This is a genomic window from Thiomicrolovo sp. ZZH C-3 (genome assembly GCF_054862725.1).
In genome coordinates, this window is the sequence record NZ_JBTKXX010000003.1 from 246,232 (window position 1) to 270,167 (window position 23,936).

Sequence of the window (23,936 nt, forward strand, 5' to 3'; positions counted from 1 at the left end):
TCCTGAGTCAGTGCCGTCACGAAATTGCGCTAGGATGGGGCAATTTCATTGCGACAAGGATCAGGCATGCGGCAAAGTGACATTCTCATTATCGGCGGCGGTCCCGCAGGCATGGTGGCGGCGGCAACGTCCCGGCAGTATTACCCGGACAAGCGGGTGACGGTCGTCAAGATGGACGACAAGTCGCTGGTGCCCTGCGGTATCCCCTATGTCTTCGGCCCGATGCTCCAGGGGGTCGGGGACAATATGATTCCCTGCGGCGTCAAGGCGGAGAAGATGGGGGTCGAGCTTGTGATCGACGAGGCCGTCTCCATCGATTTCGAGCAGCACTATGTCACGGGGAAGGGGGGTGAGCGGTACGGCTACGAGAAGCTGATCATCGCCACCGGGTCGGTACCGCGCAAACCCGAAGAGATCGCCAACCATGATGCGCCGGGGGTCTTCTACGTTCCCAAATCGCCCGATTACATCCTTAAGATGCACGATGCGCTGATGAAGACAAAGCGCGTCGCCGTCGTCGGTACGGGCTTTATCGGCATCGAACTGGCGGGTGAGCTGGCCAAGGCGGGCAAGCAGGTGCACCTGATTGGATCGCGGCTGCTCAAACACGCTTTCGACTCCGAGTTCTCGGACCAGATGGAAGCGATCATGCTGCACGAGAACGTCACTTTTTACAAAGACCGCCGCAGCTGTGAGGTGCTGCTCGGTCCCGAGGGGAACGCCTGCGGCATGCTGCTCGACGGCGGGGAGACGGTACAGAGCGATGCGGTCGTCATGGCGACGGGCTACCGCCCCGAAAACAGCCTGGCCCGGGAGTCGGGACTCTCCATGCGGCAGTTCGACACCATCTACGTCGACGCGTACATGCGCACCACGCAGCCCGACGTCTTCGCCATCGGCGACTGTGCCGAAAAACGGCACTTCATCACCAAGCGCACGCTGCCGATCATGCTGGCCTCGACGGCAACCGCCGAGGCGCGTATCGCCGCGGCGAACCTCTACGCCATCAACATCGTCAAATCCTTCTCCGGCACCATCGATATCTTTTCGACCGTCGTCGGGGAGACCTGCTTCGCCTCCGCCGGGATCACGGAGGAGGATGCGAAAAAGCAGAAGATCAACGTCATCTCCAGCAGTGTGGTCGGTGACGACAAGCACCCCGCGAAGCTGCCGAACAACCACAAGCAGACGGTAAAACTCGTCGTCATGAAAAGCAGCCTGCAGGTGATCGGCGCGCAGGTGATCGGCGGGATCGATATCGGGGAGATGATCAACATCCTCGGGGTCATCATTGAAAAACGGATGAACGTTTTCGACCTGCTCAACCTCCAGGTGGCCACCCACCCCCTGCTCACCTCGGCCCCGACCACCTATCCCATCGTCCAGGCGGCACAGAATATCGCCGCGGCGCATTTCCGGAGTGCATGACCCAAACTGCGCTATACTAACAGCACAACGCAATGGGAGGTACGCATGCTCGAATGGCTGAATGCGAACGTGCTGTGGTGGCACTGGGTGATCCTGGGGATGGTGCTGATCGGCCTGGAGACGATGGCCCTGACCTTCTTGTTGTTGGGCATCGGCGTCGCCGCTATCCTGACCGGGGTGCTGGCCTATCTTTTGACACTCTCTTTTTCCACTGAACTGCTGATCTGGTCGGTGCTCTCCACCCTCTTTATCGTAGGGTGGTGGCGCTTTATCCGCCAGCGCACCGTGACGCAGAGCGGGCAGCCGAACTACCGGGTCGATACCAAAGGCACCGTCGTCGAGGCAATCGAACCGCCGCAGCGCGGCAAGGTGCTCTTTGATATCCCCGTCCTGGGCAACCGCGAATGGCCCGCTTTTGCCGACGAGCCGCTCGCCGTCGGTACGAAGGTCCAGATTGTCGACGTCAGCGGCCAGCTGATCAAAGTGACCCCCCTGAAGGAGGACTAAATGGTTTCACTCTATCTTATCGGCGTCTTCGCCGTCGTCATCATCGTTACCCTCTACAAGGGGATCAAGGTCGTCCCGCAGGGCGAAGAGTGGGTGATCGAGCGGTTGGGCAAGTTCTACCGGACCCTGACCCCGGGGCTCAACCTCATTATTCCCTACATCGACAGCGTCCGCGAGCGGATGACGACAAGGGACATCATCCTCGACGTGCCGCAGCAGGAGGTGATCACGATGGACAATGCCGTTATCCTCACCAACGCCATCGCTTTTATACGCGTGACGCGCCCCTCCGATGCGGTCTACGGTGTCGAGGATTTCCGGATGGCCATCGTCAACCTCGTCATGACGACACTGCGTTCCATTATCGGGGAGATGAAGCTGGACGAGGCGCTCTCCAACCGCGACATGATCAAAGCGCGCCTCAAAGAGCAGATCATCGACGACGTCGCCGACTGGGGGGTCACCGTCAAGTCCGTCGAGATCCAGGATATCAGCCCGAGCCCCTCCATGCAAAAGGCGATGGAGCAGCAGGCCGCCGCCGAGCGCGAACGCCGCGCCGTCGTCACGATGGCCGAGGGGAACAAAAATGCCGCCATTCTCGAAGCAGAGGGGCAGCTCGAAGCTGCCAAGCTCGAAGCCCAGGCCCAGGTGGCCCTTGCCCAGGCCTCCGCAGAAGCGATCGCCCGCATCTCCGACTCCATCCAGGAGAAAGAACTCCCTGCCATGTTCCTGCTCGGGGACCGCTACATCGCCGCGCTGGAGAAACTGAGCGAAAGCGAGAACGGCAAGTTCGTCGTCTACCCGGCCGACGTGCAGCAGGCAGTCAAGGGAATGCTCGGCAGCGTGTTCAAGTAGTCCTGCCGGCCAGACAAATGCTTCGGGATGCGTGTTCCGCAACAGCGGGTGTACAGCGTTTTCATGCGCCGAAATAGGGTTCGAGTTCGACATGGGCCATGCAGCCGGTGTCGATGTCCCGCAAGCACCTGAACAGCTCCCGCAGCAGGGTATGGCGCTCTTCGCCGGAGGAGATGACAAACGAAAACTGCAGATTGCGGTAGCGGTCCAGCTCCTCGTCGATGTATTCATCGGAAACCCGCTGTTCAATGCTCAGCGGGTCGACATCCGCGATAGCGTTGATAGTGCGGATATACTGCTCCACGATCCACCGGGCCTCGCCACCGACCTTGGTGTCCATGATCCCGCCCAGGTCATAGATATCGATGGTGAAGGAACCGAGATACCTTTTCATAATGCTCCCATATGTACGTTCTTTTACGAGCTTTTCCTCTCACGATTATGCAGAGGTTGCAACTCCCACTCCATAATACAGGCGGGCATACCTGTGCATCGGGAACGCAGGATCGGCGCTCATCGAAGCGACCGACTCAAAGTGCCCCGAATCGTTCAATCTGTTTCTGTTACGCTGAAGAGGAAGTCCTGACCCCAGGCGTTAACGTCGTAGCGGTGGATAATGTTCGACATCCGCTGCAGCCGTGAAGCCCGTTCGTTGTCCGGGGCTTCGAGGGCCTGCATCAGGGTCGTGCTCATGTCGACCTTGTCATAGGGGTTGGCGAGGAAGGCGCCGTGCAGTTCCACGGCCGCCCCGGCAAACTCGGAGAGCACCAGGGCGCCTTTGCCGCCGATGGCGTGCTGGGCGGCGACGTACTCCTTAGCCACCAGGTTCAGGCCGTCGCGCAGCGGCGTGACCCAGCCGATGTCCGCGGCGCAGTTGTAAGCGATGACGTCCTCGAAGGGGATGACCCGGTTGACGTAGCTGATCGGGGTCCATTTGTACGAGCCGAAACGGCCGTTGATAAGGCCGACGTGGTAGGCGATATCCTGGGTGATCTCTTCGTAGATCGCCATCCCCTTCGCCGGCGGGGTACAGACCATGAAGAGGTTTATTTTGCCGCGCATTTCCGGGTGGGTTTCCAGGAAGTGCTCGTAGGCCTTGAGCTTGTCCACCGGTCCCTTGGTATAGTCCGTGCGTTCGATGGAGACGATGAGCTTGTTCTCCCCGATCTCGTCGCGGATCTTCTTGTAGAGCGACTGGACATGGTCGCTGGCCGCAAGCTGTTCGATATAGTCGCAGTTGATGCCGACGGGGTGCGCCCCCAAACGGACGGTGTTAAGCTCGGTCGTGAAAGAGTCGGCATAGTCATCGACGCCGATCGCGCAGCCGTAAGTCTTGAAAAGCGGCGCCGCATTTGTACGGGAGTTGACTTCGATCTGGGTGTTGGAACGGACCGTGTTGACGAAGTTGTCGACGTACTGGGGAATATGGAACCCGATATAGTCGCACTGCAGGAGCGAGTTGATGATGTCGCGCCGCCAGGGGAGCATATTGAAGATATCGGCCGAGGGGAAGGGCGTATGGTGGTAAAAGGCGATCTTGACGTCGGGGCGGAGCTGACGCAGATAGCCCGGCACCATCCAGAGGTTGTAGTCGTGGATCCAGACGACGGCGCCTTCGGCTGCTTCGGCCGCCGTGTTTTCCGCGAAGATGCGGTTCACATCGCAGAAGTGTTTCCAGTGGTCGTGGTTGAAGAGCGCCTTTTCGTGGAAGGAGTGCAGCAGCAGCCAGAACGCCTCTTTGGAGAAGACCTCGTAGAAGATCTTGACGTCGTACGGCGTCAGCGGGACACGGCAGACCCGGAGCTGTTCGTACTGCTCCTTGTCTACGTCGACATACTTTTCAAAATCTTCGGGGTCGCGGCTTTCGCATTTGGACCAGGCGACCCAGGAACCCTTTTCGCCGTTGGCGAAGAAACCCAGCAGCGTCGGAAGAATGCCGTTGGGACTGGTGTGTTTTTTGTGGACGACTTTGCCGTTCTCTTCCACCTCCTGGAAGGGCAGGCGGTGGTAGACCATGACGAGGTCGGCGTCACCGTATGCCGGGGCAGGGGCGTTGGGCACCTCTTCCGCTTCGGCAATGCCGAAATGCTGCATTGCTTCGAGGATACCGTGGGTGCCCGGGGCCTTGGAAAAGTAGGCGTGTTCGATCTGGCTTGCCGCTTCTTTGAGCGGGGTTTCGGCGTTGTTTAGCACGACGCCTTTGAAGCCGTGCTGGTACATGCTCAGGTCGTTGAGGGTATCCCCGGCGACCATGACCCGTTCTTTGGGAACGCCAAGGTGTTCGACCAGCGCTTCGAGGGTGGAGCCTTTGCTGGTGTTCTTGGGCAGGATGTCGAGGTAGATCTCGTTGGAGTGCAGAATGTCGCATTCCCGGCTACTGAGCTCGTCGACGAGTTCTCTGGGAATGGTGCTGCTGGTAACATAGTAGGAGAGACGGCGCTCCTGGGGCTGGTCCTGGCGTTCGAGCGATTCGAGGCGTTCACGCAGGTCCGCGATGGAGTCGAGGGCCTTGTACCACCGTTTCGAGATGCTGTTCTGCAGCGGCTGCACGGGTTCGAGGTTTGTACCGTCAAGGACGGAGGCGCCGACGTCGCCGATGATATAGTGGGGGGTGGGAATGGACATGTCGTCCAAAAGAGGCAGGATCAGTTCGATATTCCTTCCGGAGTTGAAAACGAGAATGATGTTCGGATTGTCATGCAAATAGCGGTAAAGCGGATCGTTTTCTTTGTTGACGCTTTCTAAGAACGTCCCGTCGAGATCCGTGGCCAGAATGTGGATGTCTTCTGTGTGAACAATAGAGATGTGACTACCCTCCTGTAATGGTGTTTGTGGTGTGGAAAAATTTAAAGAAAGTCTATATGCAAATCCCATACGAGAAGTGCAATCGGTTTCCCTTACACCATAGCGAAAAGCGGTAAACAGTCCGAATCTTGTGCATTTTCTTCAAGTAGCGCGATCAGAACGCCGAAAGGGGGGAGGGTATACGGCCCCGGTTCAAGTGCCGCCTGATTGTGGCTATCGGTAAACAGAAGACGGCCGCGGCATTCAAGGCGGCATTGCAGGGGAGTGGCGGCAAAGCTGAGGATAACAAGGCACTGCTCTTCCTCGGTCGTGCGCAGGAATACAAGCAGCGACTCGTTGGAAGGATCGAGGTCCAGAAAGCGGCCCGTTTGGAGCGCCGGATGGGTTCGGCGAAGATGAATCAGCTCCCGGTAAAAAGGCAAAAGTGCGTCGGGGTCGCCGACCTGGTCGGCTACGTTGGTCCCCTCAAGATAGTTGTCATTGACCGGAAGCCACGTTTTTACGTTGGCCGGAGCGAAGCCTGCGTTGGGGGAACGGTCCCACTGCATCGGGGTCCGGCAGCGGTCCCGGGAGAACGTGCCGAGCTCTTTGAGGATCTGATCTTCACCGACACCGTCCGCCTGCCTCAGACGGCGGTAGACATCGCCGACGTGATCGCGCATCTCGTCGAGACTGTCAATGGCATAATCCCGCATGCCTATCTCTTCGCCGTAGTAGAGGAAAGGGATGCCTTCGAGGAAGAGGGTCAGGGCAGCGGCGCTGCGGCAGCGGCGGGGATCGTCCTGGGCGAAGTGTTCTGCCATTCGCGATTGGTCGTGGTTGTTCAGGGTGTTGCCGATCCGGCTCGCCTGCGGCGCTTTGCCACCCCAGTTATGCAATATTTTTCTGATGATGTCCGGCGTGAGGTTCTGTTGGTAAAGGAGATCGAAATCGAAGATGCTGTGCAGCCTGTTCTCGCCTGTGCCCAAGAAGTGGAGGTCCGAGGTCTCGCCAACGAGAAAACGCTCGTCGTATGTATCGACGAGACGGCGCAACTCCTCTATCAGCTCAAAATTTTTCGGGTGATTACGCTGGTATTTGAAGAGGTCGGAGAGGATGGTGTCATAGGAGCTAGATGCCTCCTCAATGTCGTGCAGCCAGTTGCTGCGCAGGGCGTCGATGGCACTGTACCGGCTGGTGTGCGGCGTGAGATCTCTGTCTTCGAAGATAGTGCTGATGGCGTCCAGGCGGAAACCGTCGACGCCTTTGTCCAGCCAGAAGCGGGCTGCAGCGAACATGGCGCTCTTGACGTCGGGGTGACGCCAGTTCAGGTCGGGCTGTTCCTTGAGGAAGTAGTGGTAGTACCACTGCCCCGTCGTGCTGTCATACTCCCATGCACTGCCACCGAACTCAGACTGCCAGTTGTTGGGCGGTTCCTCCCCGTTGCCGTCGTGCCAGACGTACCAGTCGCGTTTGGGGTTGTCGCGGCTTGCGCGGGACGCCAGAAACCACGGGTGTTTGTCGGAAGTGTGGTTGAGGACCAGGTCAAGGATCAGTTTCATCCCCCGCCGATGAACGGCCTCGAGGAGACGGTCGAAGTCCTCCATCGTCCCGTAGGCGGGTTCGACCGCCGTGAAGTCTGAAATATCGTAACCGGCGTCGATCTGCGGGGAGGGGTAGTGCGGCGAGAGCCAGAGGGCGTCGACCCCCAGCCACTGCAGGTAGTCGAGTCTGCCGAGGATGCCGGGGAGGTCGCCGATCCCGTCGCCGTTGCCGTCGGCGAAACTGCGGGGATAGAGCTGGTAAAAGACGGCGTGCTCCCACCACTTGGATGCCATGATTGAAGATCCCTCCATTGTCTGATACGAAGTCAAGTGTACACAAAAAGAGAAAAGCCTCTCCTAAAGTTGGAGTTATCGGCCCGGGATGAGGAAGAGGACGACGAAAAAGTGGAAGATGCTGCCGCCGAGCACAAAGAGATGCCACACGGCATGGTTGAGATGCAGCGAATCCCAGACGTAAAAGACAATCCCCAGGGTATAGGTGAGCCCGCCGGCGAGCAGGAGCGAGAGGGTGAGCGTGTCGACGTGCGCCAGCATCGGTTCGGCGGCCACGAGGACCAGCCACCCCATCAGCGCGTAGAGGACGAGGGAGAGGGTTTCGAAACGGCCGTGGTAGGCCGCTTTCAGATAGATGCCCAGTGCCGCGACGCCCCATTCGATGCCGAAGATGACCCAGCCGAAGCTCCCCTGGATGCCGAGCAGGGAGACGGGGGTATAGGTCCCGGCAATGAGGAGGTAGATGGCGGAGTGGTCCAGCTGCTGGAGGATCCGTTTGGCCATGGGGGCGATGACCGCGTGGTAGAGGGTGGAGATGCCGTACATCAAAATGAGCGCGATACCGAAGACCAGGGCACCCGCCAGCGCTTTGCCGCTGCCGCTCTGGGCCGCCAGCAGCGTCAGGATGCTCATCGCCGCGACGCTCAGCAGCAGACCGAGGCCATGGGTGACGGCGTGCCAGATCTCTTCGGCGATGGAAAAGGAGTTGATAGGCTGTTTGATGACGGTACCTTTTTGGGAGGTATCCGCATTATACTCCAACAAGAATTTCCGTCTTATTACCGACGATGCGCGTGAAAATTACTGCGGTGCGGGGAGGGTGCCCAGGTGTCCGGCAAGGTAGCCGCTGGCGAAGGACCACTGCAGGTTGTAGCCGCCGCAGGGACCGTCGAGGTTCATCAGTTCGCCGCAGAAGTAGAGTCCCCTGAGGAGCTTGCTCTCCATGGTTTCGGGACGGATCTCCTTGAGCGAGACCCCGCCGCGGGTGATCATCGCCATCTTGAAACCGTCGTGGCCGGTGACGGTGAGGGGGGTCCAGGCGAGGAGCCTGAGCAGGGCGTCGCGCACCTTCCCGTCTAGTTTATTGAATTTTGCCTGCGGGTCGGCCTGGGCGAGGGCGCAGAGCTGCAGACTCAGGGCTTCGGGCAGGAGGCTCTGCACGAGGTCGATCGTGACGGCATCGGGGTGGGTCCCCTGGTACGCCTTGAAATGCCTGAGCAGGTCGTCCTCGGTCATTCCCTTCGTCATGTTGATCAGCAGGGGCACTTCGCCGTAGGCTTCGAGCAGCGGGGTGACGTCGCGGGCGAAGTCCAGGACGGCGGGGCCCCTTATGCCCGTTTTGGTAAAGATGAGGTCACCGGCGGCACGCAGTTTCTTCGCCTTTTTCAAATCAACCCTGATGGTGACCTTGGGGATCGTGTCGGCGCGACAGTGCTCTACCCAGGTCTCTTTCGTTTTCAGCGGCATCATGGCGGGGTAGAGCTCGGTGACGGAGTGGCCCGCCTGCTGCGAGAGGGCGTAGCCGTCCCCTTCGGCGCCGAGCTGGGGGTAGCCGAGCCCCCCGGTGGCGAGTACGACATGGGGGGCACTGTAGGTGTCCGTCTCGGTCGTCACCCCGATGACATGTTCGCCGTCGTGCTCGACGGTGACGACTTTCTGATTGCAGCGCACCTCGACGCCGAGGCGTTCGAGCTCCTTCTGCAGCGCCGAAAGGATCGTCTCAGCGCTGTGGGTGACGGGAAAGACCCGGTAGCCGTCCGGGGCGTGGGTGTCGACGCCGATCTCGCCGAAAAAAGCGATCAGGGCCCGGTGGTCGAAGGCCTCCAGCGCGGGGGTCATAAAGCGGCCGTCACGGCCGAATCGGGCCATAAAGCTGGCGTTGTCGAGGGTGTTGGTGAGGTTGCAGCGGCCGCCGCCGGTGGCTTTGAGCTTGGCGCCGGGTTTGGAGAGTTTTTCAAGCAGCAGTACCCGCTTGCCCTGCCGGGCCGCGACGATGGCGGCCATCATTCCCGCCGCGCCGCTGCCGGCGACGATGAGATCGAAGGGGTTCATTCGACCTTTTCGGACTGCAGCTGCATCCGGGCGTACCAGCTGTGCAGGGCGGGGGCGATCTTCTCCAGGTACTCCCAGAGGTGTGCAGGCGTATCGGCCTGCATGGTCAGACCGTAGGAGACCTCGCTGAAAAGCAGCGGGTCGTAATCGGTGGCGGCGGAGCGGGCCTGGGCCAGGAGCTGCTGCGGGTTGAAGGTACCGGCGAAGTTCGTGTCGAACTGCAAGAAGGTATGCACCTCGCCGGTCGCGACGAGCAGTCCGTACTGCTTCATGGCCAGCAGGTCGTGGCAGTCGCTGTACTGTTTGTCGTTGTGCAGGTCGTAGCTGGCGGTAAAGATGTGGCGGTCAGAGCCGTTGAGGCGGAACTGCACGATACACAGGGCAATCGTCTGCCCCTTGTAGTCGACGTTGAAGATGGAGGGTTTGAACTCGCAGGTGACGGCGTTGTCTTCGAGGAGCTTGCTATTGGTGTCCGCGACCTTGACGGCGACGAAGGGGATCCCCTGCTGGGTTCCCAGCGGGACGGCCTGTACGAAGGAGAGGTTGGCGATGAGGTCCTGCAAGTTCTGCGGGAGGATTGTGTTCGCTTCGGTCACAGGAGGATCTCGTGCAGTTTTTTGCCTGTTTCGAGGCGGTCGTGCACTTCGTCCCACGCCTCCTCTTTGATCGCCTTCTTCATGGCATCGAGCTCGTTTTCAAAGAGGCTGATCGCTTCGAGGAGGTGCTCTTTGTTCTGGCGGAAGATATCTTCCCACATGTTGGGCGAACTCTTTGCCAGGCGGCTCATGGAGCGGAAACCCCCGGCTGCCAGGGCGAGAATGTTGTATTTGTCCTCCTGGTTCAGTACCGTGTTGGCCAGGGAGTAGGAGATGGCATGGGGCATGTGGCTGATAAACGCGGCGTGGCGGTCATGGTCGTGGGCGCGCATATAGTGCAGCCGCATGTGCAGGCCCGAGAAGAGCCGGACGGCCGTCTCCTGCTGCAGTTTGCCCGAATCGGCCATGTCGCAAAGGACGACGACCTTGTCCCTGTAGAGCCCCGAGACCGCTGCCTGGGGACCGAAGTTCTCGGTCCCGGTCATGGGGTGGGCGGCGATGACGTTGTGGCGGATGCTTTCGGGGATGCTTTCGACGATCCGGGCCTTGGTACTGCCCAGGTCGATGACGGTGGCGTCCGTTTTGATGCGGCCGGGCATCTGCTGCAGGATGCTCATGATGCCGTCGACGGGGACGGAGAGGAAGATGGTATCGCACTGCAAGAGGGTGTCGAAGTCGACGACCTTGTCAACGAGTCCCAGCGCCAGCGCCGTGTCGCAGTGGGAGGCGTTGTGGTCGTGTCCGATCACCTCATTGACGAAAGGCAGCTGCCGCAGGTCCATCCCCAGCGAGCCGCCCATCAGTCCCAGTCCGATAATTCCCAGTGTCATTACGCCTCCTTAATATCGCGCTAATTGTAGCGGCCGCAGGATTAGAGGGGGCTTTTTACGTCCTATTAACCTGCGGGCTGGTAGAATCCTTCTTTCCAAAAACAAGAAAATATGCATATAGGGTTCTGATGAAACAGTGGTCGGCACTGATAGCGGTGTTTTTGACGGCTTCGACGCTCGCGTTCGCCGCCGAAACCGTTGAAAAAGTACAATTCGAAGGGCTGGTCCACATCTCCGAGGGGGTGGCCGAACAGCTGCTGGTGCAAAAAGCGGGTGCGCCACTGGAGACGGAGAAGGTCGACAAGACGATCGAACGCTTCTTCGGTCAGGGCTATTTTACGGATATCTACGCCACGTTCGATGCGGGCACGCTCACGCTGCATTTCACAGAGAAACCGGTCATTTCACGTATCGAGCTCAAGGGGTGGAAAGAGAAGGACGAGGATATCCTGAAGGATGTCGTCCAGTTGAAAAAAGGGACCCTTTACGACCCGAAAAAGCTTGAAGCGGCCAAAAAGCGCATCGTCGAAAACCTCTCGCAGGAGGGGAAGATCGACTCCGTGGTCGAGATCGAAACGGAGCATCTTGACAACGGCTCGGTCGCGGTCACCTTCGTCGTCAACGAAGGGGAGACGATCCTTATCGAAAAGCTGAACTTCAGCGGCGTGGAGGGGCTCGACCCCGACAGCTTCGACGACAGCATCGCCAACAAAGAGCATGAGTTCATGGGGTGGTTCTGGGGCCGCAACGACGGGAAGATGATGCTCGACCAGCTGCAGTACGACCCGATGCGTATCCGCGACGTTTACATGCAGCATGGCTATATGGACGCCAAGGTCGACGCCCCGTTTACCCGGATCGACTTTGATGACTATACGGCCGACATGAGCTACCAGGTCACCGAGGGGCAGGTCTATATCACCAAGGCGATCGTGCTGCATCAGCAGACCCATGTCATCGACGAGGCTGTCCTGCGCGACGTCATTACCCTCGAGACGGAACAGCCGTTCAACATCAAGACCTTCCGGGAGGATGCCGAGCGGATCAAGACGAAGATCGCCGACCTGGGCTATGCCTATGTCCGGGTGCTTCCGGACCTGCGTAAGGATAAAGAGCACGGCACCCTCGAAGTCGTCTACCGCATCATCCCGGGGGAGAAGGTGTGGATCCGCAACGTCGTGATCTCGGGGAACAACCGTACCCTCGACCGCATCGTCCGCCGGGAACTCTACCTGGGGCCGGGCGACCTCTATTCGCTGACGGACCTGAAAGATTCGCGCAACGCCCTGGGGCGTACGGGTTATTTTGACGCCAACACCATCGAAGAGAAACGGGTCGACGACCATTCGATGGACCTCGTCGTCAAGGTCAAGGAGGCCCCGACGGGGAACATCCAGCTCGGCGGCGGCTACGGCAGCTACGGCGGTTTCATGCTCAGCGTCGGGGTCAACGACCGCAATATCTTCGGTTCGGGGATCAACGTCGGGCTGCGCCTGGAGCGCTCCCAGCGTTCGAACAACTACTCGTTCAACATCGCCAATCCGCGCCTCAACGACAGCGATTTCAGCGGGAATTTCTCGGTCTTCTACAGCGATTTCGAGTACAACGACTATACGACCCACTCCGACGGGGTGACGCTCGGGACGGGGCACCGTTTCAGCCGCTACATCTCCGGCTTCCTCAACTATACCTACTCCAACGTCAACTATCAAGACGTGAACCTGTCGCTCTATACGCTCGATCAGCAGCGCTTCTTCGAGAGCTATGACAAGAGTGCCGTCTCACTCGCCATGAGCTTTGACAATACCGATGACTACTACGTCGCGCGCAGCGGCTGGGCACTCTCGGAGAGCATCGAGCGTTCCGGCCTCGGGGGCCAGGCAAACTATGTCAAGAGCCGCACGGAGCTGAGCAAGTACAACGGCCTGGACGAGTGGCTCGGTTTCGACCTGATCTTCCGCTACAAAGCGCGCTACTACCTCGCCCGTGATACGGGATACCTGCCGCTGGCGGAGCGCTTCTACATGGGCGGGCTCGGATCGGTCCGCGGCTACGAGTCCTACTCCATGCCGTACTACTTCAATGCGACCTCCGGCGACAACGTCCGGATCGGGGGAAAACAGACCTTCTCGCACAACGCGGAGCTGAGCTTCCCGCTGGCCCCGAAGGCGAAGATGCGCCTGACGACCTTCCTGGACTGGGGATGGATCGGTACCTCGTCGCTGTCGGAGTTCTCCCGCGGCGGTTACGGTGTCTCTTTGGAGTGGTTCTCGCCGATGGGGCCGCTGCAGCTGGTCTTTGCGAACCCGATCAACCCGGAGACGGACGACCGGATCTCCCACTTCGAATTCACCATCGGGCAGCGCTTCTAAGCCGCCCCTTCTCTGCGATCAAATCCTGCGGCACTCTGCTGCCGCAGATCTACGATCATACGATCTGAACCGTCAGCTCTTTTTCGATGCCCAGCCGTGCGATCTGTTCCTTGGCCAGGTAGAGGGAAGTCCCCTCTTTCGCCCGGACCTGCAGGGTGCCCGTGTCATCGAGTGTGAGGTCAAAGTCGATGTTGCGCGGCCGGTGGGTCAGCAGGGTGTCTGAAAGTGCCAACAGCAGGTTGAGGCGGTTGAGGATCTTTGCCTTGGGCAGTAGCCGCTGATAATCACTGTAGAAGGGCTTGGCGATCTTGCGTGTCTTGTGGTAGCGCACAAGGGCGGCCACCGTCATGATCTCTTCGTGGCTGTAACCGTATTCCAGGGCACTTTCAACCAGATACTGGCTGTTCTTGTGGTAGGAGTAAAAATGCACCGACGCGCCGACCTTGGCGAGCTGGGCCGCGATCTTGAGAAGGCGGCGGGTATCGTCCGGAAGGCCCATCGGGACCTGCAGCAGGTCAAACAGGCGCATGGCGACGGTCGAAAGCTGGTTGGAAAAGGCCGTTTCGATCGTATGGCAGTCGAGCAGGTAGCGCAGGGATGGGTTGTGCCCCTCCGGGAAGCGGTGGCGGTTGTGGCGTAGCAGGTCGGTGAGGTAGAGCCCCTCGCGTACCCCGGCGCCGCTTGTGACGAGGGTTTCGCAGCCCACGTGCTGTAAAAACCGCATAAGGATCAGGGTCCCGGGGCGGATGACGTCGTAGCGCTCTTTTTTGACGCCGAGCTTTTTGAGGGCCTCGTCATCGGGGGCGGCGAGGATCTTCTTCCCCAGTGCCATCACGGCATCCGCCCCGAAGGTGTAGGCGTGCAGCTTTTTAATGGGGTGGGCCTGGTTTTTCTGGATGATCTGGGCCAGGGCGCGGAAGGTGCCGCCGATACCGACGACGATGGGGCTCGTGACCGGCGGCATCGCGGCGAACTGCGCGTCGATGTAGGCCCGGGCACCGTCGAGGTCGCCCCGGTCGCAGAAGAGCTCCTTGAGCCGGACGGTGCCGAGGTTCAATGAGGCGCTCTGCAGGACGCCTCCCGAGGCGATGCAGGCGTACTCCGTGGAGCCGCCGCCGATATCGATGGTGCGGGCGTTCATGGCCGGAAGGAGGTTGGCCGCGGCGACCCCGCCGAGGTAGGCCTCCTTCTCCCCGTCGATCACTTTGATCTGCAGGCCGAGCTCGTGGCGGGCGCGGGAGAGAAATTCGGCGCGGTTGGGGGCGTCTCGGACGGCGGAGGTGGCGACGCAGAGCAGTTTCCGGCAGCCGTAGGAGCGGGCGATGCTCAAAAACTCCCCAAGCGCCTCCAGGGCGCGGTCGATGGCGGCATCCTGGAGATTGCCGTTGTCGGCGTAGGCCCCTTCGCTGATCCGGACGCGGCTCTTGGACTCATGCAGCAGGGAAAAGGCGAAGCGGCTGCTTTTTTCGAAGACGACCATTCGAACGGAGTTGGACCCGATATCGATGATCGCGGTACGCTTCGCCATGGGGGAGCCTTTTTTGGTGGATTATACAAAATTCCGCCTCAGAGTCCGCCAAGGGGAGGGGCACCCTGTCCCAATTTCCGGCTGCCGACACGCTATAATGGCGAAAAACAGGACTCCCCATGCACTCATTCGCCCCCGAGATCATGCTGATGACCCTTCTGGCCGTCGTCGTAGTCTCCGATACCCTGGCGGACCGGCTGAAGGTTCCCGCCGTCTTTTTGCTGCTGATCGGCTCCTACCTGGTCTACCATATGTTCCCCGCCGCCGTCCCGCTCGATCTGCGCCACCATTTCGATACCGTGATCCTGCTCTGTATCCCGCTCATCTTTATGGGGGATGCGCTGCATCTGAAGTTCAAGGATGTCCGGCGGTTCGGTTTCGAGATCTTTTACCTGGCGGTCTTCGCCGTCGCACTCTCCATTGCGGCGGGGGCGAGCCTCTACCAGCTGGAGCTCTTCGCCCCGCTGAGCCTGGGCGGCTACGTGGCGCTGTTTGCGATCAATATGGCGACGGACGCGGTGAGCGTGCAGTCGGTGCTGTCGCGTTTCGAGGGGATCAGCCATGACCTCAAGGTCCTGATCGAAGGGGAGTCGCTCGGCAACGACGCCACGGCGGTCATCGCCTTCTTCTTCGTCGGGCTGCCGTGGATGCTGAGCGGGTCGATCGACCCGGCGGCGGCCTCGCTCGATGCGGTGCGGGTCTTCGCGGTCAGTCTCGGGCTCGGGGTCGCGATGGGCTTCGGGTTCTACCTGCTGATGAAACTCGTCGAGCATCAGCGCGGCGAGTTCTTTATCTTTGTCGTCGAAGGGTATGCGGCCTACGTGCTGGGCGAAGCGCTGCATGTCAGCGGCATTTTGACCCTGATCGCGGCCATCATCGCCACGAAGGCCTGGATCGATGCGGATTTGCAGCGCAGCGAAGCCCGTGATGCGCGCAAAACGAAAAGCTACCGCCTGCAGCAGCTCTATCACCAGCTCCGTTTCGGCGGCTACCATGCGACGACGCAGCAGCGCCTGGAGTACATCTTCGAGATGGCGAAGGAGTTCGGGTATCTTGCAACGGTGATGATCTTCTTTACCCTGGCGGAGATCGTCGATTTCGAGCAGCTGTGGTATTACCGGTACGAGATCCTCGCGATGTGCGTCGCGACGACGATGATCCGGGCGCTCTCCATGGCCAAATTCGCCCTTTTCGGTCACCGGTTCAACCTGATCAAGCCGGTGGGGTTCGAGGGGTGGTTCATCCTCACCTTCAGCGGGATGAAGGGGGCGCTCTCGATCATCCTCGTGCATATGATCCCCGACAGTTTCGCCCATAAAGCGCTCTTCGAGTCGGTGACGACGGGGGTCGTGATGCTGAGTATTTTCGGATACGGGGTGACGTTGTGGGGGTATTTCGTTTGGAAAGGAAGAGGTGCGCCGAAAACGGCGCCGGCGCACAAGGGCTAAGACGCCCGGTGCGGATCGCAAAGGCGTAGCGGGATCAGTCCTCGTACTCGGCCATGATCTGGTCGTGTTTGAACTTCAGCTCGGCCACGGTCTCAACGTTGTCTTTGTCCGGCACGATACAGTCGACCGGGCAGACGGCGATACACGCCGGTTCGTCATAGGTACCGACACATTCGGTACAGCGGTCGGGGTCGATAATGTAGATCGGATCCCCCTCCTCAATTGCTTCGGTCGGGCACTCTTCTCTACAGGCATCGCAGGCGATGCACTCATCGTTGATCAGCAGGGACATACATACCTCGTTTGTGACGCGCTCGCGTCAGTAATTTAATTGCGAGTTATAGCAGAAGAAACCTTTGGCGAGTTTGAAGTGCGGAGCATTCGCCGCAAAGGTGTCGTTCGGATTAGATTTCGTGATAAAAAGGGGCGGAAGAGACGCCCTATTTTTTCTTGTGCTGGGGAAGGGGGCAGCAGAGCTTGGCGCGCAGCACCAGCGTCGCCTCCGTGCCGTCGATACCGTCGGTCCGGTTGCGGAGCGAAATCTCCGCCCCCATCGCATCCGCGGCGCTTTTGGCCAGGAAGAGCCCCAGGCCGACCCCGGACTTGGTCCCGAGGCGTTTAAAGGGGGCAAAGAGGTCGACGCTGTCGTCGATCCCGCACCCTTCGTCGACAACCCGGATGATAAGATCCTCCCCCTCCGCGCGGCTGGTAAAGGTGACCTTGCGCCCTTCGGGGGTGAATTTGACGGCGTTTTGCAGGAAGTTCTGCAGGATCTGGTTGAGCAGCCCCTCCTGGATCGTCGCTTCATAGCTTTCGGGCTGGAAGTCGTAGGTGAGCGTTTTCTGCTCGGCCCGGGCCAGCAGCGCAAAATCCTCCCCCTTGCGCCGGAGCATGTCGATGATGTCCCTGCGCACCGGCGCTTCGAGCTGCGCACCCTCCTGGCGGCCGATATTGAGGATGTCGGCGACGATCTTGTTCATTTCGTCGACGGTCTCGTTGGTCTTTTTGATCGCCTCGATATACTCTTCGGGAGAGCGTTTCTTGATCAGGGTGACCTGGTTCTTGAGCTTAATGACGGCCAGGGGCGTTTTAAGTTCATGCGCCGCCCCGATAAAGAGCTCTTTTTGGTACTTGACGAAGTTCTGGATCCGGGCCAGGAGCCGGTTGATCGTCAGGCCGAGCGGCTCGAACTCCTCGGGCAGATGCTCGACGCGGATCGGCCGGACAAGGTGCTCGTTCATATTGGCCAGGCGGTGGCTGAGCTGCCGGATCGGGATGGTGAGCATCTTGGAGAGGGCGATGGCGTAGAGGACGATGATAAAGAAGCCGATCGCGTTGATGATGAAGATCGAACGCAGGATCTTCTTGAGCAGCTTCTTCATCGTACTGATATCTTTGGAGACCTTGAGGTAGGTCTTCTGCGCCTGTTCGAAGGGGTAGAGGAGGATCAGGTAGTCGCGCCCCTCGCTGCTGTCATCGAAAAAGCGCGGCTCGTCGCCGGAGACATCGTAGCGGATCAGTTCGACGGTGACGCCCAGCAGGGCATCGGTGTCGTTGCTCATCGTATCGGAGAGGGACTGGAACTCTGTGATGTTCTTGGCGAACTGCAGCATCTCATGCTGTTTCTCGTCGTAGATGTTCTGGCGGATATAGAAATAGAGTATAGAGGAGAAGATGATCAGCAGCGCCGCCGAAGCGACGATCAGCTGAATGAGGAATCGGTTCCTTATGCTTCTTTCGGAAAACAAAAGCGGTATCCGCGGCGGCGTACGGTTTCAATCGTTGTGATGCTGAGCGGTTTGTCCATTTTCTGGCGGATCTGGTTGATCGCAACCTCGATGACGTTCGGGGTAACGAGTTCGGGCTCTTCCCAGATGGCGTCGAGCAGCTGCTCTTTGGAGACGATCTGGTCGCGGTGGCGGGCCAGGTGTGTGAGGACCTCGAACGGTTTACCCTTGAGCTCGATCTCTTTCTCTTTGTAGATGATCTTCTCTTCTTCGGGGTTGATGATCAGGTCTTCGATCTCGATGATGTTGCTGCCGCCGAAGCGCAGGCGGGCTTCCAGGCGTGCAACGAGGACGTCGAAGTCGAACGGTTTGCGGATGAAGTCGTCCGCACCGGCGCGCAGGGCAGCGATCTCGCTCTCGTTGTCGTCGCGGGCGGAGAGGACGACGACCGCGGTTTTCGGCGTGTTCGCCTTGATGTCGGGAATAATGTCGATGCTGTTGCCGTCGGGGAGCATCCAGTCCATCAGAATCAGGTCATAGTTGCGGATATCGAGGTAATATTCACCGTCTTTGAGGGTTTCGACGACGTCGCTCTGGTATCCAAACTCTTTGAGCCCTTCGGCCAGAGTTTTGTTGAGTGTGATCTCATCTTCAATGATCAAAATGCGCATGCATTAATCCTCTAATTGTTGAAAATTTTCGCGAAGTATAGCACAGTTTTAGAAAATTTTAAACTTTTTTTCAATTTTCTTTAAAAATTGGATTTTTTTGTGACGGAGACCCTGCAGTCGGGGAGGATGTCGGGTTTGGCGATGGTGAGCGAGAGCTGTTTAATGGCGGGAAATACGTTTTTCAGTGTTGCACTGAGTGATTCCAGGGCCGTTTCGACGAGGGCGAACTGTTCAGTCTTCATCTGTGTTTTGATATGGTCCGCGACGGCGGCGTAGTCGAGGAACTGCTCCCCGTCATAGTCGTAATCGATTACCGCGTCCACGATGACCCGCTGCGGGGTGACGCGCTCGAAGTCGAGGATGCCGATAATGCAGTCGAAGGTGAGGGCGCGGATCTCGATGGTCATCAGACGACGCGTTTCTCCTCACCCCTGACGAGGCGGACGATATTGGGGATGTGCTTGTAATAGAGAATGACGACGATCAGGATCACCGGGGCGTGCGCCATCTCCGGGTGAAAGATGAAGCTGGCGATGAGCAGGGCGAGCACCCCGGTCAGCGACGAGACCGAAGAGATCCGGACCGTTTTGGCCATGATGCCCCAGACGGCGAGGGCGATCACTGTTTCGAGCGGCAGCATGACGAGCATGACGCCCATGCCCGTGGCGATCCCCTTGCCCCCTTCAAACCAGAGGTAGGGGCTGAAGCAGTGGCCGGCCACCGCCAGCACGGCGACGCCCCACTGGGCCGCTTCGCTCATCCCGAAGGCTTTCGCGATCAGCAATATGACGACCCCTTTGAGGGCGTCCAGGGCGAGGGTCGCGATGCCGAGCTTTTTCGCGAGGGCGGGGTTGGTCTCTTTGACGACGCGCAGCACGTTCGTCGCACCGATGCTTTTGGAACCGCCCTCTTTGATGTTGACGCCGGCGAAGAGCTTGGCCAGGATCAGTCCGAAGGGGATGCCGCCTACAAAGTAAGCCAACAGATAGAACTGTACGTTGGAGTTGAAGAGGAAGTCCATAAAAACGGGGCCTTGAGAGTAGATATGAATTATAAGGGATATGGTAACGACGCTTTGGTTATAATTCCATTAATATTTCGGGCGGCACAGCCGCCGGCCCGATTCCAGAGAGGGGAGATGATTTGACGGATAACACCGAAGCACTCAAAGCGAAGATCCGTGCGCTCAAAGAGAAGCTGAGCGTCACGGTCGTCGCACACTTCTACCAGCGTGACGAAGTCTTTGAAATGGGCGACATTACCGGCGATTCGCTGGAACTGGCCAAGAAAACGATGGCGGACGACAGTGAGTTCGTCGTCTTCTGCGGCGTCGGTTTCATGGGACAGAGCGTCAAGGTGCTCAGCCCGGAAAAACGGGTCGTCATGCCCAAGATCGCCTGTTGCGCCATGGCCCGGATGATCGACAGTCTCTACTTTGACGAATCGGTCAAGAAGATGGAAGAAGCGGGCATCGCCAAAGCGAACATTCTCCCGATCACCTACATCAACTCCAACGCGGACGTCAAGGCCAAGGTCGGCAAGATGGGCGGCATGGTCTGTACAAGCTCCAATGCGAAGACGATCATCGAAACGGCCCTGAAAGAGGGCAAAAAGATCCTCTTCGTGCCCGACCGGTGCCTGGGGCAGAACATCGCCAATATGATGGGGCTGAAATCCGCCGTCATCGGGATCGACGAGAACCTCGCCGATGCCGACATCATCTGCTACGACGGCTTCTGTTCCGTGCACCAGCTTTTCAGCGTTGACGATATCCGCTTCTACCGTAAGAAGTACCCGGGGATCCTCATCGCCGTCCACCCCGAGTGCGACCCGGCTATTGTCGCCGAAGCGGACTTTACGGGGTCGACCTCGCAGCTGATCAAGTACATCGCCGAACTGCCCGAGGAGCAGAAGGTCGCGGTGGGGACCGAGTTCAACCTCGTCAACCGCCTGCGCCCCAAGAACACCTACGTCCTCTCCTCGACGAAACCGGAGTGCCCGACGATGAACGAGACGACCCTTGAGGACCTCTACAACACCCTCAAGTCGATCGAGGACGGGGAGCCGATCAACGAGATCCACGTGGACGAAGAGACGCGCAAATGGGCCAAGGTCGCCCTTGATCGGATGATGGCGCTGTGAATATCGAACACTTTATCGAAGAGGTGATGGCCGAGGATGTCGGCCGCGGGGATCTCTATGCCCGGGTGTCGGAGGCGATCGAAGCCTCGGCCAAGATCTATGCCAAGAGCGACGGTGTGCTGGCGGGGGTCCTTTACGTCGATACCCTGGCGAAGATGGAGGGCATCTACGTCAAATGGTTCGTCAAAGAGGGCGAACGTTTTGCCACAGGGGATATGATCGCCCACTTCAGCGGGGATTCGCATACCCTTCTGCGCTGCGAACGGACGATCCTCAATATGATGCTGCATGCCAGTTCGATCGCGACGCTGACCCGCCGGTACGTCGACCTGATCGAACCTTACGGCACCAAGCTGCTCGACACGCGCAAAACCCGCCCGATGCTCCGCAACTTCGAAAAGTATGCGACGCGCATCGGCGGGGCGGTCAACCATCGCCTGGGGCTCGATGACTGCCTGATGCTCAAAGACACCCACCTGCGCACCATCAAGGACCTCGACGCCTTTATGGCCGAAGCCCGCAAGAGGATCCCCTACACGGCCAAGATCGAGATCGAGGCGGAGACCTTCGAGATGGCGAAGAAGGCGATGGATGTGCGGGCCGATATCGTCATGTGCGACAACATGACCCCCGTGCAGCTGCGCGAGGTGGTCGTCTACAAAAACACGAACTACCCCTACATCAAGCTCGAAGCGAGCGGGAACATCTCCCTTGAAACCATCGAATCGTATGCGGCCACGGGGGTCGACGCGATCAGCACGGGCTCATTGATCCATCAGGCGAACTGGATCGACCTCTCCATGAAAATGGACTGATGCGCGAAGCGATCGAAGCTGCGGAACATATTGCGCTGATTGCCCACGTGCATCCGGATGCGGATTCGCTGGGGAGTGCCTGCGCCATGTACGCCCACCTGCTTCGGCTGCACAAACGCGTTACGCTCTTCTGTGCGAGCGAAACCGTCGATGAACGGTTGTTCTGTTTGCCCTGGGCGGATAAGATCACATCGCGCTGGAGCGATGCGGCGGACCTGGCCATTGCGTTTGACTGCGGTGACTCGGACCGCCTGGGGGTGATTCCGAAGTGCACGCTGGTCAATGTCGACCACCACGACAGCAACGACGGCTTCGGGCATATCAAGCTTATTGACAAAGCAGCGGTCAGCACCACGGCCGTTTTGCTGGCGTGGTTCACATCCGAAGGGATCAAAATCAACGCCAAGATGGCGACGGCACTCTACGCCGGGATCGCCGAGGATACCCTCGGTTTTATGAGCCGCCGGACGGATGCAGGCGTCTTCGAGATGGCTGCTGAACTTGCCCGGGCCGGGGCAGAGGTCGCGGAGGTGCACCGTGCGCTCTTTCTGCGCCGTCCGCTCTCGGCACTGCGCCTCAAGGGGATGATGTTCTCCGGGCTCGCTTTGCACAGCGACGCGCGTATCGCGCTGCTGGAGGTGCCCCGTACGATGCTGGAGCAGAGCGGGGCGGACGAGACGGCCTGCGACGATGTGCTGCAGGAGGTGCTAGGTCTGCCGACGGTCTGCGTGGCCGTGATGCTCTGCGAGCGCGTACCGGGTGCCTTCAAAGTCTCGCTGCGCACCGACAACGGGATCGATGTCGGGGTGATCGCAGAGGCCTTCGGCGGCGGCGGACACCCCTTTGCATCCGGCTTTACGGCAGAGGGGACGACGATGGAGCGCCTGGCGGAAAAATTGATCGACATTATTGAAAAGGAGTTGGAATGAGACGACGAAAAAAGGGATACGGCGGCGTGATGTTTTTAAGCATCCTGATCGCAGCGATCGGAGGCGCGGTCTACCTCTATACCTCGGATGCGTTCGAGCGGGATGTCCCGGATATCCGCATTGAAAACAGCGGTTACTGGAACGGGGAGGCCCCGCTGAAGGTCTCCATCGACGATCAGAGCGGTATCGTGGAGTATAAGATCACGCTGATAAGCGGCAGCAAACAGACGATCCTCTCCGAGGCGAAATCACCCGTGCCGGAGAAGTCGAAGCAGTTTGAACTGCAGGTCCCGGCCCGCACGATCGGCAAGCAGACCGATGTCGTCACCCTCGAAGTCGAGGCGCGCGATGCGAGCCGCTGGAACTTCTTTGCCGGGAACCGGGCTGTTCAGCGCGTGACCTTGAAGATCGACGCCCGCCGCCCGAAAGTGGGGATCATCGCCAACTCCTACAAGATCACGAAGGGCGGTTCGGCCCTGGTGGTGTTTGAAGCGGACGACGAGAACCTTGAAGAGCTCTATATCGAGACGAGTTTCGGACGCCGCTTCAAAGCCGTCCCGTTCTATGCGGAAAATTATTATGTCGCGCTGATCGCGTGGCCGGTGACCGCCGAGCGTTTCCGGGCCTATGTTATCGCCACCGACGTGGCGGGCAACCGGGCCAAAGCGTATATCCCGCTGCACCTCAAAGAGAAGCAGTATCGCGTCTCTAAGATCAAGCTCAGCGACCGCTTCCTCGGCGGCAAGGTCTCCGACCTGGCGCAGATGTACGGTGCCCCGGCCAACGCCGACACGATCGAGCGTTTCCGCTATGTGAACGAGACCATGCGCGCACAGAACGAAGAGCTGATCCACAAGATCACGTCCAAGGTCGGGGATGCCCAGATCGACCGTTTTGGACAGCAGCCGTTCTATCCGTTGCGCAACGGGCAGGTCGTCGCCAGTTTCGGCGATCACCGCCTCTACTACTATAACGGCGAGAAGATCAGTGAGTCGTACCACCTGGGGCTCGACCTCGCCAGCGTGAAGATGGGCAAGATCAAGATACAGAACCCGGCGGATATCGTCTTTGCCGACGAGAACGGCATCTACGGCAACATGCCGATCCTCGCCCACGGCCTGGGGCTCTACACCCTTTACGGCCACTGTTCGAACGTGAACGTCACCCAGGGTGAACACGTCGATGCGGGAACGCACATCGCCAACACGGGGATGACCGGCTACGCCATGGGGGATCACCTCCACTTCGGCGTCCTGGTCCAGGGGGTGGAAGTCAGGCCGGAAGAGTGGATGGACAAGCAGTGGATCCGTCTCAATGTCAGCGACGTCATCAAAGATGCCAAAAAGGTGATCGACCGCCGCCGCTGATGGCCTGCCACGGGGCCTTTATCACAATTTATTCACGTTTTTAGGCT

Annotated in this window: 22 protein-coding genes; 9 read left to right on the forward strand and 13 right to left on the reverse strand. The window is 59.3% G+C overall.

Translation table 11 applies throughout. The annotated features are described in order from the left end of the window. Window positions 1-66: 66 nt before the first annotated feature. Genes ACXWTF_RS11135 through ACXWTF_RS11145 form a run of 3 tightly spaced genes read left to right on the forward strand, consistent with a single transcriptional unit; the run spans window position 67 to window position 2,790 of the window. Complete coding sequence (locus tag ACXWTF_RS11135) at window positions 67-1,428, forward strand: FAD-dependent oxidoreductase (protein WP_461715060.1); 1,362 nt, start codon at window positions 67-69, stop codon at window positions 1,426-1,428. Between the two features lie 45 nt (window positions 1,429-1,473). Then, a complete protein-coding gene (locus ACXWTF_RS11140) occupies window positions 1,474-1,935 on the forward strand; it encodes an NfeD family protein (RefSeq protein ID WP_461715061.1) in 462 nt (153 codons plus the stop codon). Further along, window positions 1,936-2,790: an SPFH domain-containing protein gene (locus ACXWTF_RS11145; protein ID WP_461715062.1), complete on the forward strand. Its 855-nt coding sequence runs from the start codon at window positions 1,936-1,938 to the stop codon at window positions 2,788-2,790. Window positions 2,791-2,851: 61 nt separating this feature from the next. Here the strand turns inward: ACXWTF_RS11145 and ACXWTF_RS11150 are convergent, their stop codons facing one another. The 7 genes from ACXWTF_RS11150 to ACXWTF_RS11180 all read right to left on the reverse strand — a co-directional run bounded on the left by ACXWTF_RS11150 (window position 2,852) and on the right by ACXWTF_RS11180 (window position 10,890). Beyond that, window positions 2,852-3,184, reverse strand: coding sequence for a hypothetical protein (locus ACXWTF_RS11150; protein WP_461715063.1), 333 nt, complete (start codon window positions 3,182-3,184; stop codon window positions 2,852-2,854). 155 nt (window positions 3,185-3,339) lie between these two features. Continuing rightward, window positions 3,340-5,664 (reverse strand): glucosylglycerol-phosphate synthase, encoded by a 2,325-nt coding sequence (ggpS, locus tag ACXWTF_RS11155; RefSeq protein ID WP_461715064.1) that lies wholly within the window; start codon window positions 5,662-5,664, stop codon window positions 3,340-3,342. Between the two features lie 23 nt (window positions 5,665-5,687). After that, a complete protein-coding gene (locus ACXWTF_RS11160) occupies window positions 5,688-7,412 on the reverse strand; it encodes a glycoside hydrolase family 13 protein (RefSeq protein ID WP_461715065.1) in 1,725 nt (574 codons plus the stop codon). Window positions 7,413-7,487: 75 nt separating this feature from the next. After that, on the reverse strand, window positions 7,488-8,174 hold the full coding sequence (gene trhA, locus ACXWTF_RS11165) for a PAQR family membrane homeostasis protein TrhA (RefSeq protein WP_461715066.1): 687 nt from the start codon (window positions 8,172-8,174) through the stop codon (window positions 7,488-7,490). 39 nt (window positions 8,175-8,213) lie between these two features. Further along, window positions 8,214-9,464, reverse strand: a complete 1,251-nt coding sequence (locus ACXWTF_RS11170) for a BaiN/RdsA family NAD(P)/FAD-dependent oxidoreductase (RefSeq protein ID WP_461715067.1) — start codon at window positions 9,462-9,464, stop codon at window positions 8,214-8,216. Then, entirely contained in the window at window positions 9,461-10,060 is a 600-nt protein-coding gene (locus ACXWTF_RS11175) for a hypothetical protein (RefSeq protein WP_461715068.1), read from the reverse strand. The genes ACXWTF_RS11170 and ACXWTF_RS11175 overlap by 4 nt, the downstream gene beginning before the upstream one ends. Then, complete coding sequence (locus ACXWTF_RS11180) at window positions 10,057-10,890, reverse strand: prephenate dehydrogenase (protein ID WP_461715069.1); 834 nt, start codon at window positions 10,888-10,890, stop codon at window positions 10,057-10,059. Before ACXWTF_RS11180 ends, ACXWTF_RS11175 begins: the two co-directional genes overlap by 4 nt. 128 nt (window positions 10,891-11,018) lie before the next feature. On the opposite strand from ACXWTF_RS11180, the gene bamA reads away from it, so the two are divergent. Further along, a complete protein-coding gene (gene bamA, locus ACXWTF_RS11185) occupies window positions 11,019-13,262 on the forward strand; it encodes an outer membrane protein assembly factor BamA (protein ID WP_461715070.1) in 2,244 nt (747 codons plus the stop codon). 55 nt (window positions 13,263-13,317) lie between these two features. On the opposite strand, the gene ACXWTF_RS11190 is transcribed toward bamA, so the two are convergent. Next, window positions 13,318-14,790 carry a Ppx/GppA phosphatase family protein gene (locus ACXWTF_RS11190; protein ID WP_461715071.1) on the reverse strand — a complete coding sequence of 491 codons (1,473 nt, stop codon included), beginning with the start codon at window positions 14,788-14,790 and terminating at the stop codon, window positions 13,318-13,320. A gap of 119 nt (window positions 14,791-14,909) precedes the next feature. Here ACXWTF_RS11190 and ACXWTF_RS11195 point away from each other — a divergent pair, with 119 nt between their 5' ends. Next, a complete protein-coding gene (locus tag ACXWTF_RS11195) occupies window positions 14,910-16,238 on the forward strand; it encodes a cation:proton antiporter (protein WP_461715072.1) in 1,329 nt (442 codons plus the stop codon). A gap of 34 nt (window positions 16,239-16,272) precedes the next feature. On the opposite strand, the gene ACXWTF_RS11200 is transcribed toward ACXWTF_RS11195, so the two are convergent. The 5 genes from ACXWTF_RS11200 to plsY all read right to left on the reverse strand — a co-directional run bounded on the left by ACXWTF_RS11200 (window position 16,273) and on the right by plsY (window position 19,657). Further along, complete coding sequence (locus ACXWTF_RS11200) at window positions 16,273-16,530, reverse strand: YfhL family 4Fe-4S dicluster ferredoxin (RefSeq protein ID WP_231018856.1); 258 nt, start codon at window positions 16,528-16,530, stop codon at window positions 16,273-16,275. Between the two features lie 148 nt (window positions 16,531-16,678). Next, window positions 16,679-17,986: a sensor histidine kinase gene (locus tag ACXWTF_RS11205; RefSeq protein ID WP_461715073.1), complete on the reverse strand. Its 1,308-nt coding sequence runs from the start codon at window positions 17,984-17,986 to the stop codon at window positions 16,679-16,681. Further along, window positions 17,965-18,636, reverse strand: a complete 672-nt coding sequence (hsrA, locus tag ACXWTF_RS11210) for a homeostatic response regulator transcription factor HsrA (protein ID WP_345984922.1) — start codon at window positions 18,634-18,636, stop codon at window positions 17,965-17,967. Before hsrA ends, ACXWTF_RS11205 begins: the two co-directional genes overlap by 22 nt. A gap of 80 nt (window positions 18,637-18,716) precedes the next feature. Beyond that, entirely contained in the window at window positions 18,717-19,043 is a 327-nt protein-coding gene (locus tag ACXWTF_RS11215) for a dihydroneopterin aldolase (RefSeq protein ID WP_461715074.1), read from the reverse strand. Then, window positions 19,043-19,657 (reverse strand): glycerol-3-phosphate 1-O-acyltransferase PlsY, encoded by a 615-nt coding sequence (gene plsY, locus ACXWTF_RS11220; RefSeq protein WP_461715075.1) that lies wholly within the window; start codon window positions 19,655-19,657, stop codon window positions 19,043-19,045. Before plsY ends, ACXWTF_RS11215 begins: the two co-directional genes overlap by 1 nt. Window positions 19,658-19,779: 122 nt before the next feature. On the opposite strand from plsY, the gene nadA reads away from it, so the two are divergent. The 4 genes from nadA to pgp6 are packed head-to-tail and all read left to right on the forward strand — an operon-like array spanning window position 19,780 to window position 23,889. Beyond that, window positions 19,780-20,778: a quinolinate synthase NadA gene (gene nadA, locus ACXWTF_RS11225; RefSeq protein WP_461715076.1), complete on the forward strand. Its 999-nt coding sequence runs from the start codon at window positions 19,780-19,782 to the stop codon at window positions 20,776-20,778. Window positions 20,779-20,804: 26 nt separating this feature from the next. Beyond that, window positions 20,805-21,593 (forward strand): carboxylating nicotinate-nucleotide diphosphorylase, encoded by a 789-nt coding sequence (nadC, locus tag ACXWTF_RS11230; RefSeq protein WP_461715092.1) that lies wholly within the window; start codon window positions 20,805-20,807, stop codon window positions 21,591-21,593. Further along, a complete protein-coding gene (locus tag ACXWTF_RS11235) occupies window positions 21,593-22,522 on the forward strand; it encodes a DHH family phosphoesterase (protein WP_461715077.1) in 930 nt (309 codons plus the stop codon). The genes nadC and ACXWTF_RS11235 overlap by 1 nt, the downstream gene beginning before the upstream one ends. Next, window positions 22,519-23,889, forward strand: coding sequence for a peptidoglycan metallopeptidase Pgp6 (gene pgp6 / locus ACXWTF_RS11240; protein WP_461715078.1), 1,371 nt, complete (start codon window positions 22,519-22,521; stop codon window positions 23,887-23,889). The genes ACXWTF_RS11235 and pgp6 overlap by 4 nt, the downstream gene beginning before the upstream one ends. Window positions 23,890-23,936: the final 47 nt, after the last annotated feature.

Coding starts and splice junctions, on each gene's coding strand:
- ggpS (WP_461715064.1), bottom strand. CDS start 5,664: ATGGGATTTGCATATAGACTTTCTTTAAATTTTTCCACACCACAAACA.
- ACXWTF_RS11145 (WP_461715062.1), top strand. CDS start 1,936: ATGGTTTCACTCTATCTTATCGGCGTCTTCGCCGTCGTCATCATCGTT.
- ACXWTF_RS11170 (WP_461715067.1), bottom strand. CDS start 9,464: ATGAACCCCTTCGATCTCATCGTCGCCGGCAGCGGCGCGGCGGGAATG.
- ACXWTF_RS11235 (WP_461715077.1), top strand. CDS start 21,593: ATGCGCGAAGCGATCGAAGCTGCGGAACATATTGCGCTGATTGCCCAC.
- nadC (WP_461715092.1), top strand. CDS start 20,805: ATGGCCGAGGATGTCGGCCGCGGGGATCTCTATGCCCGGGTGTCGGAG.
- ACXWTF_RS11140 (WP_461715061.1), top strand. CDS start 1,474: ATGCTCGAATGGCTGAATGCGAACGTGCTGTGGTGGCACTGGGTGATC.
- hsrA (WP_345984922.1), bottom strand. CDS start 18,636: ATGCGCATTTTGATCATTGAAGATGAGATCACACTCAACAAAACTCTG.
- plsY (WP_461715075.1), bottom strand. CDS start 19,657: ATGGACTTCCTCTTCAACTCCAACGTACAGTTCTATCTGTTGGCTTAC.
- ACXWTF_RS11180 (WP_461715069.1), bottom strand. CDS start 10,890: ATGACACTGGGAATTATCGGACTGGGACTGATGGGCGGCTCGCTGGGG.
- ACXWTF_RS11215 (WP_461715074.1), bottom strand. CDS start 19,043: ATGACCATCGAGATCCGCGCCCTCACCTTCGACTGCATTATCGGCATC.
- ACXWTF_RS11160 (WP_461715065.1), bottom strand. CDS start 7,412: ATGGCATCCAAGTGGTGGGAGCACGCCGTCTTTTACCAGCTCTATCCC.
- pgp6 (WP_461715078.1), top strand. CDS start 22,519: ATGAGACGACGAAAAAAGGGATACGGCGGCGTGATGTTTTTAAGCATC.
- bamA (WP_461715070.1), top strand. CDS start 11,019: ATGAAACAGTGGTCGGCACTGATAGCGGTGTTTTTGACGGCTTCGACG.
- ACXWTF_RS11190 (WP_461715071.1), bottom strand. CDS start 14,790: ATGGCGAAGCGTACCGCGATCATCGATATCGGGTCCAACTCCGTTCGA.
- ACXWTF_RS11135 (WP_461715060.1), top strand. CDS start 67: ATGCGGCAAAGTGACATTCTCATTATCGGCGGCGGTCCCGCAGGCATG.
- ACXWTF_RS11200 (WP_231018856.1), bottom strand. CDS start 16,530: ATGTCCCTGCTGATCAACGATGAGTGCATCGCCTGCGATGCCTGTAGA.
- ACXWTF_RS11195 (WP_461715072.1), top strand. CDS start 14,910: ATGCACTCATTCGCCCCCGAGATCATGCTGATGACCCTTCTGGCCGTC.
- ACXWTF_RS11150 (WP_461715063.1), bottom strand. CDS start 3,184: ATGAAAAGGTATCTCGGTTCCTTCACCATCGATATCTATGACCTGGGC.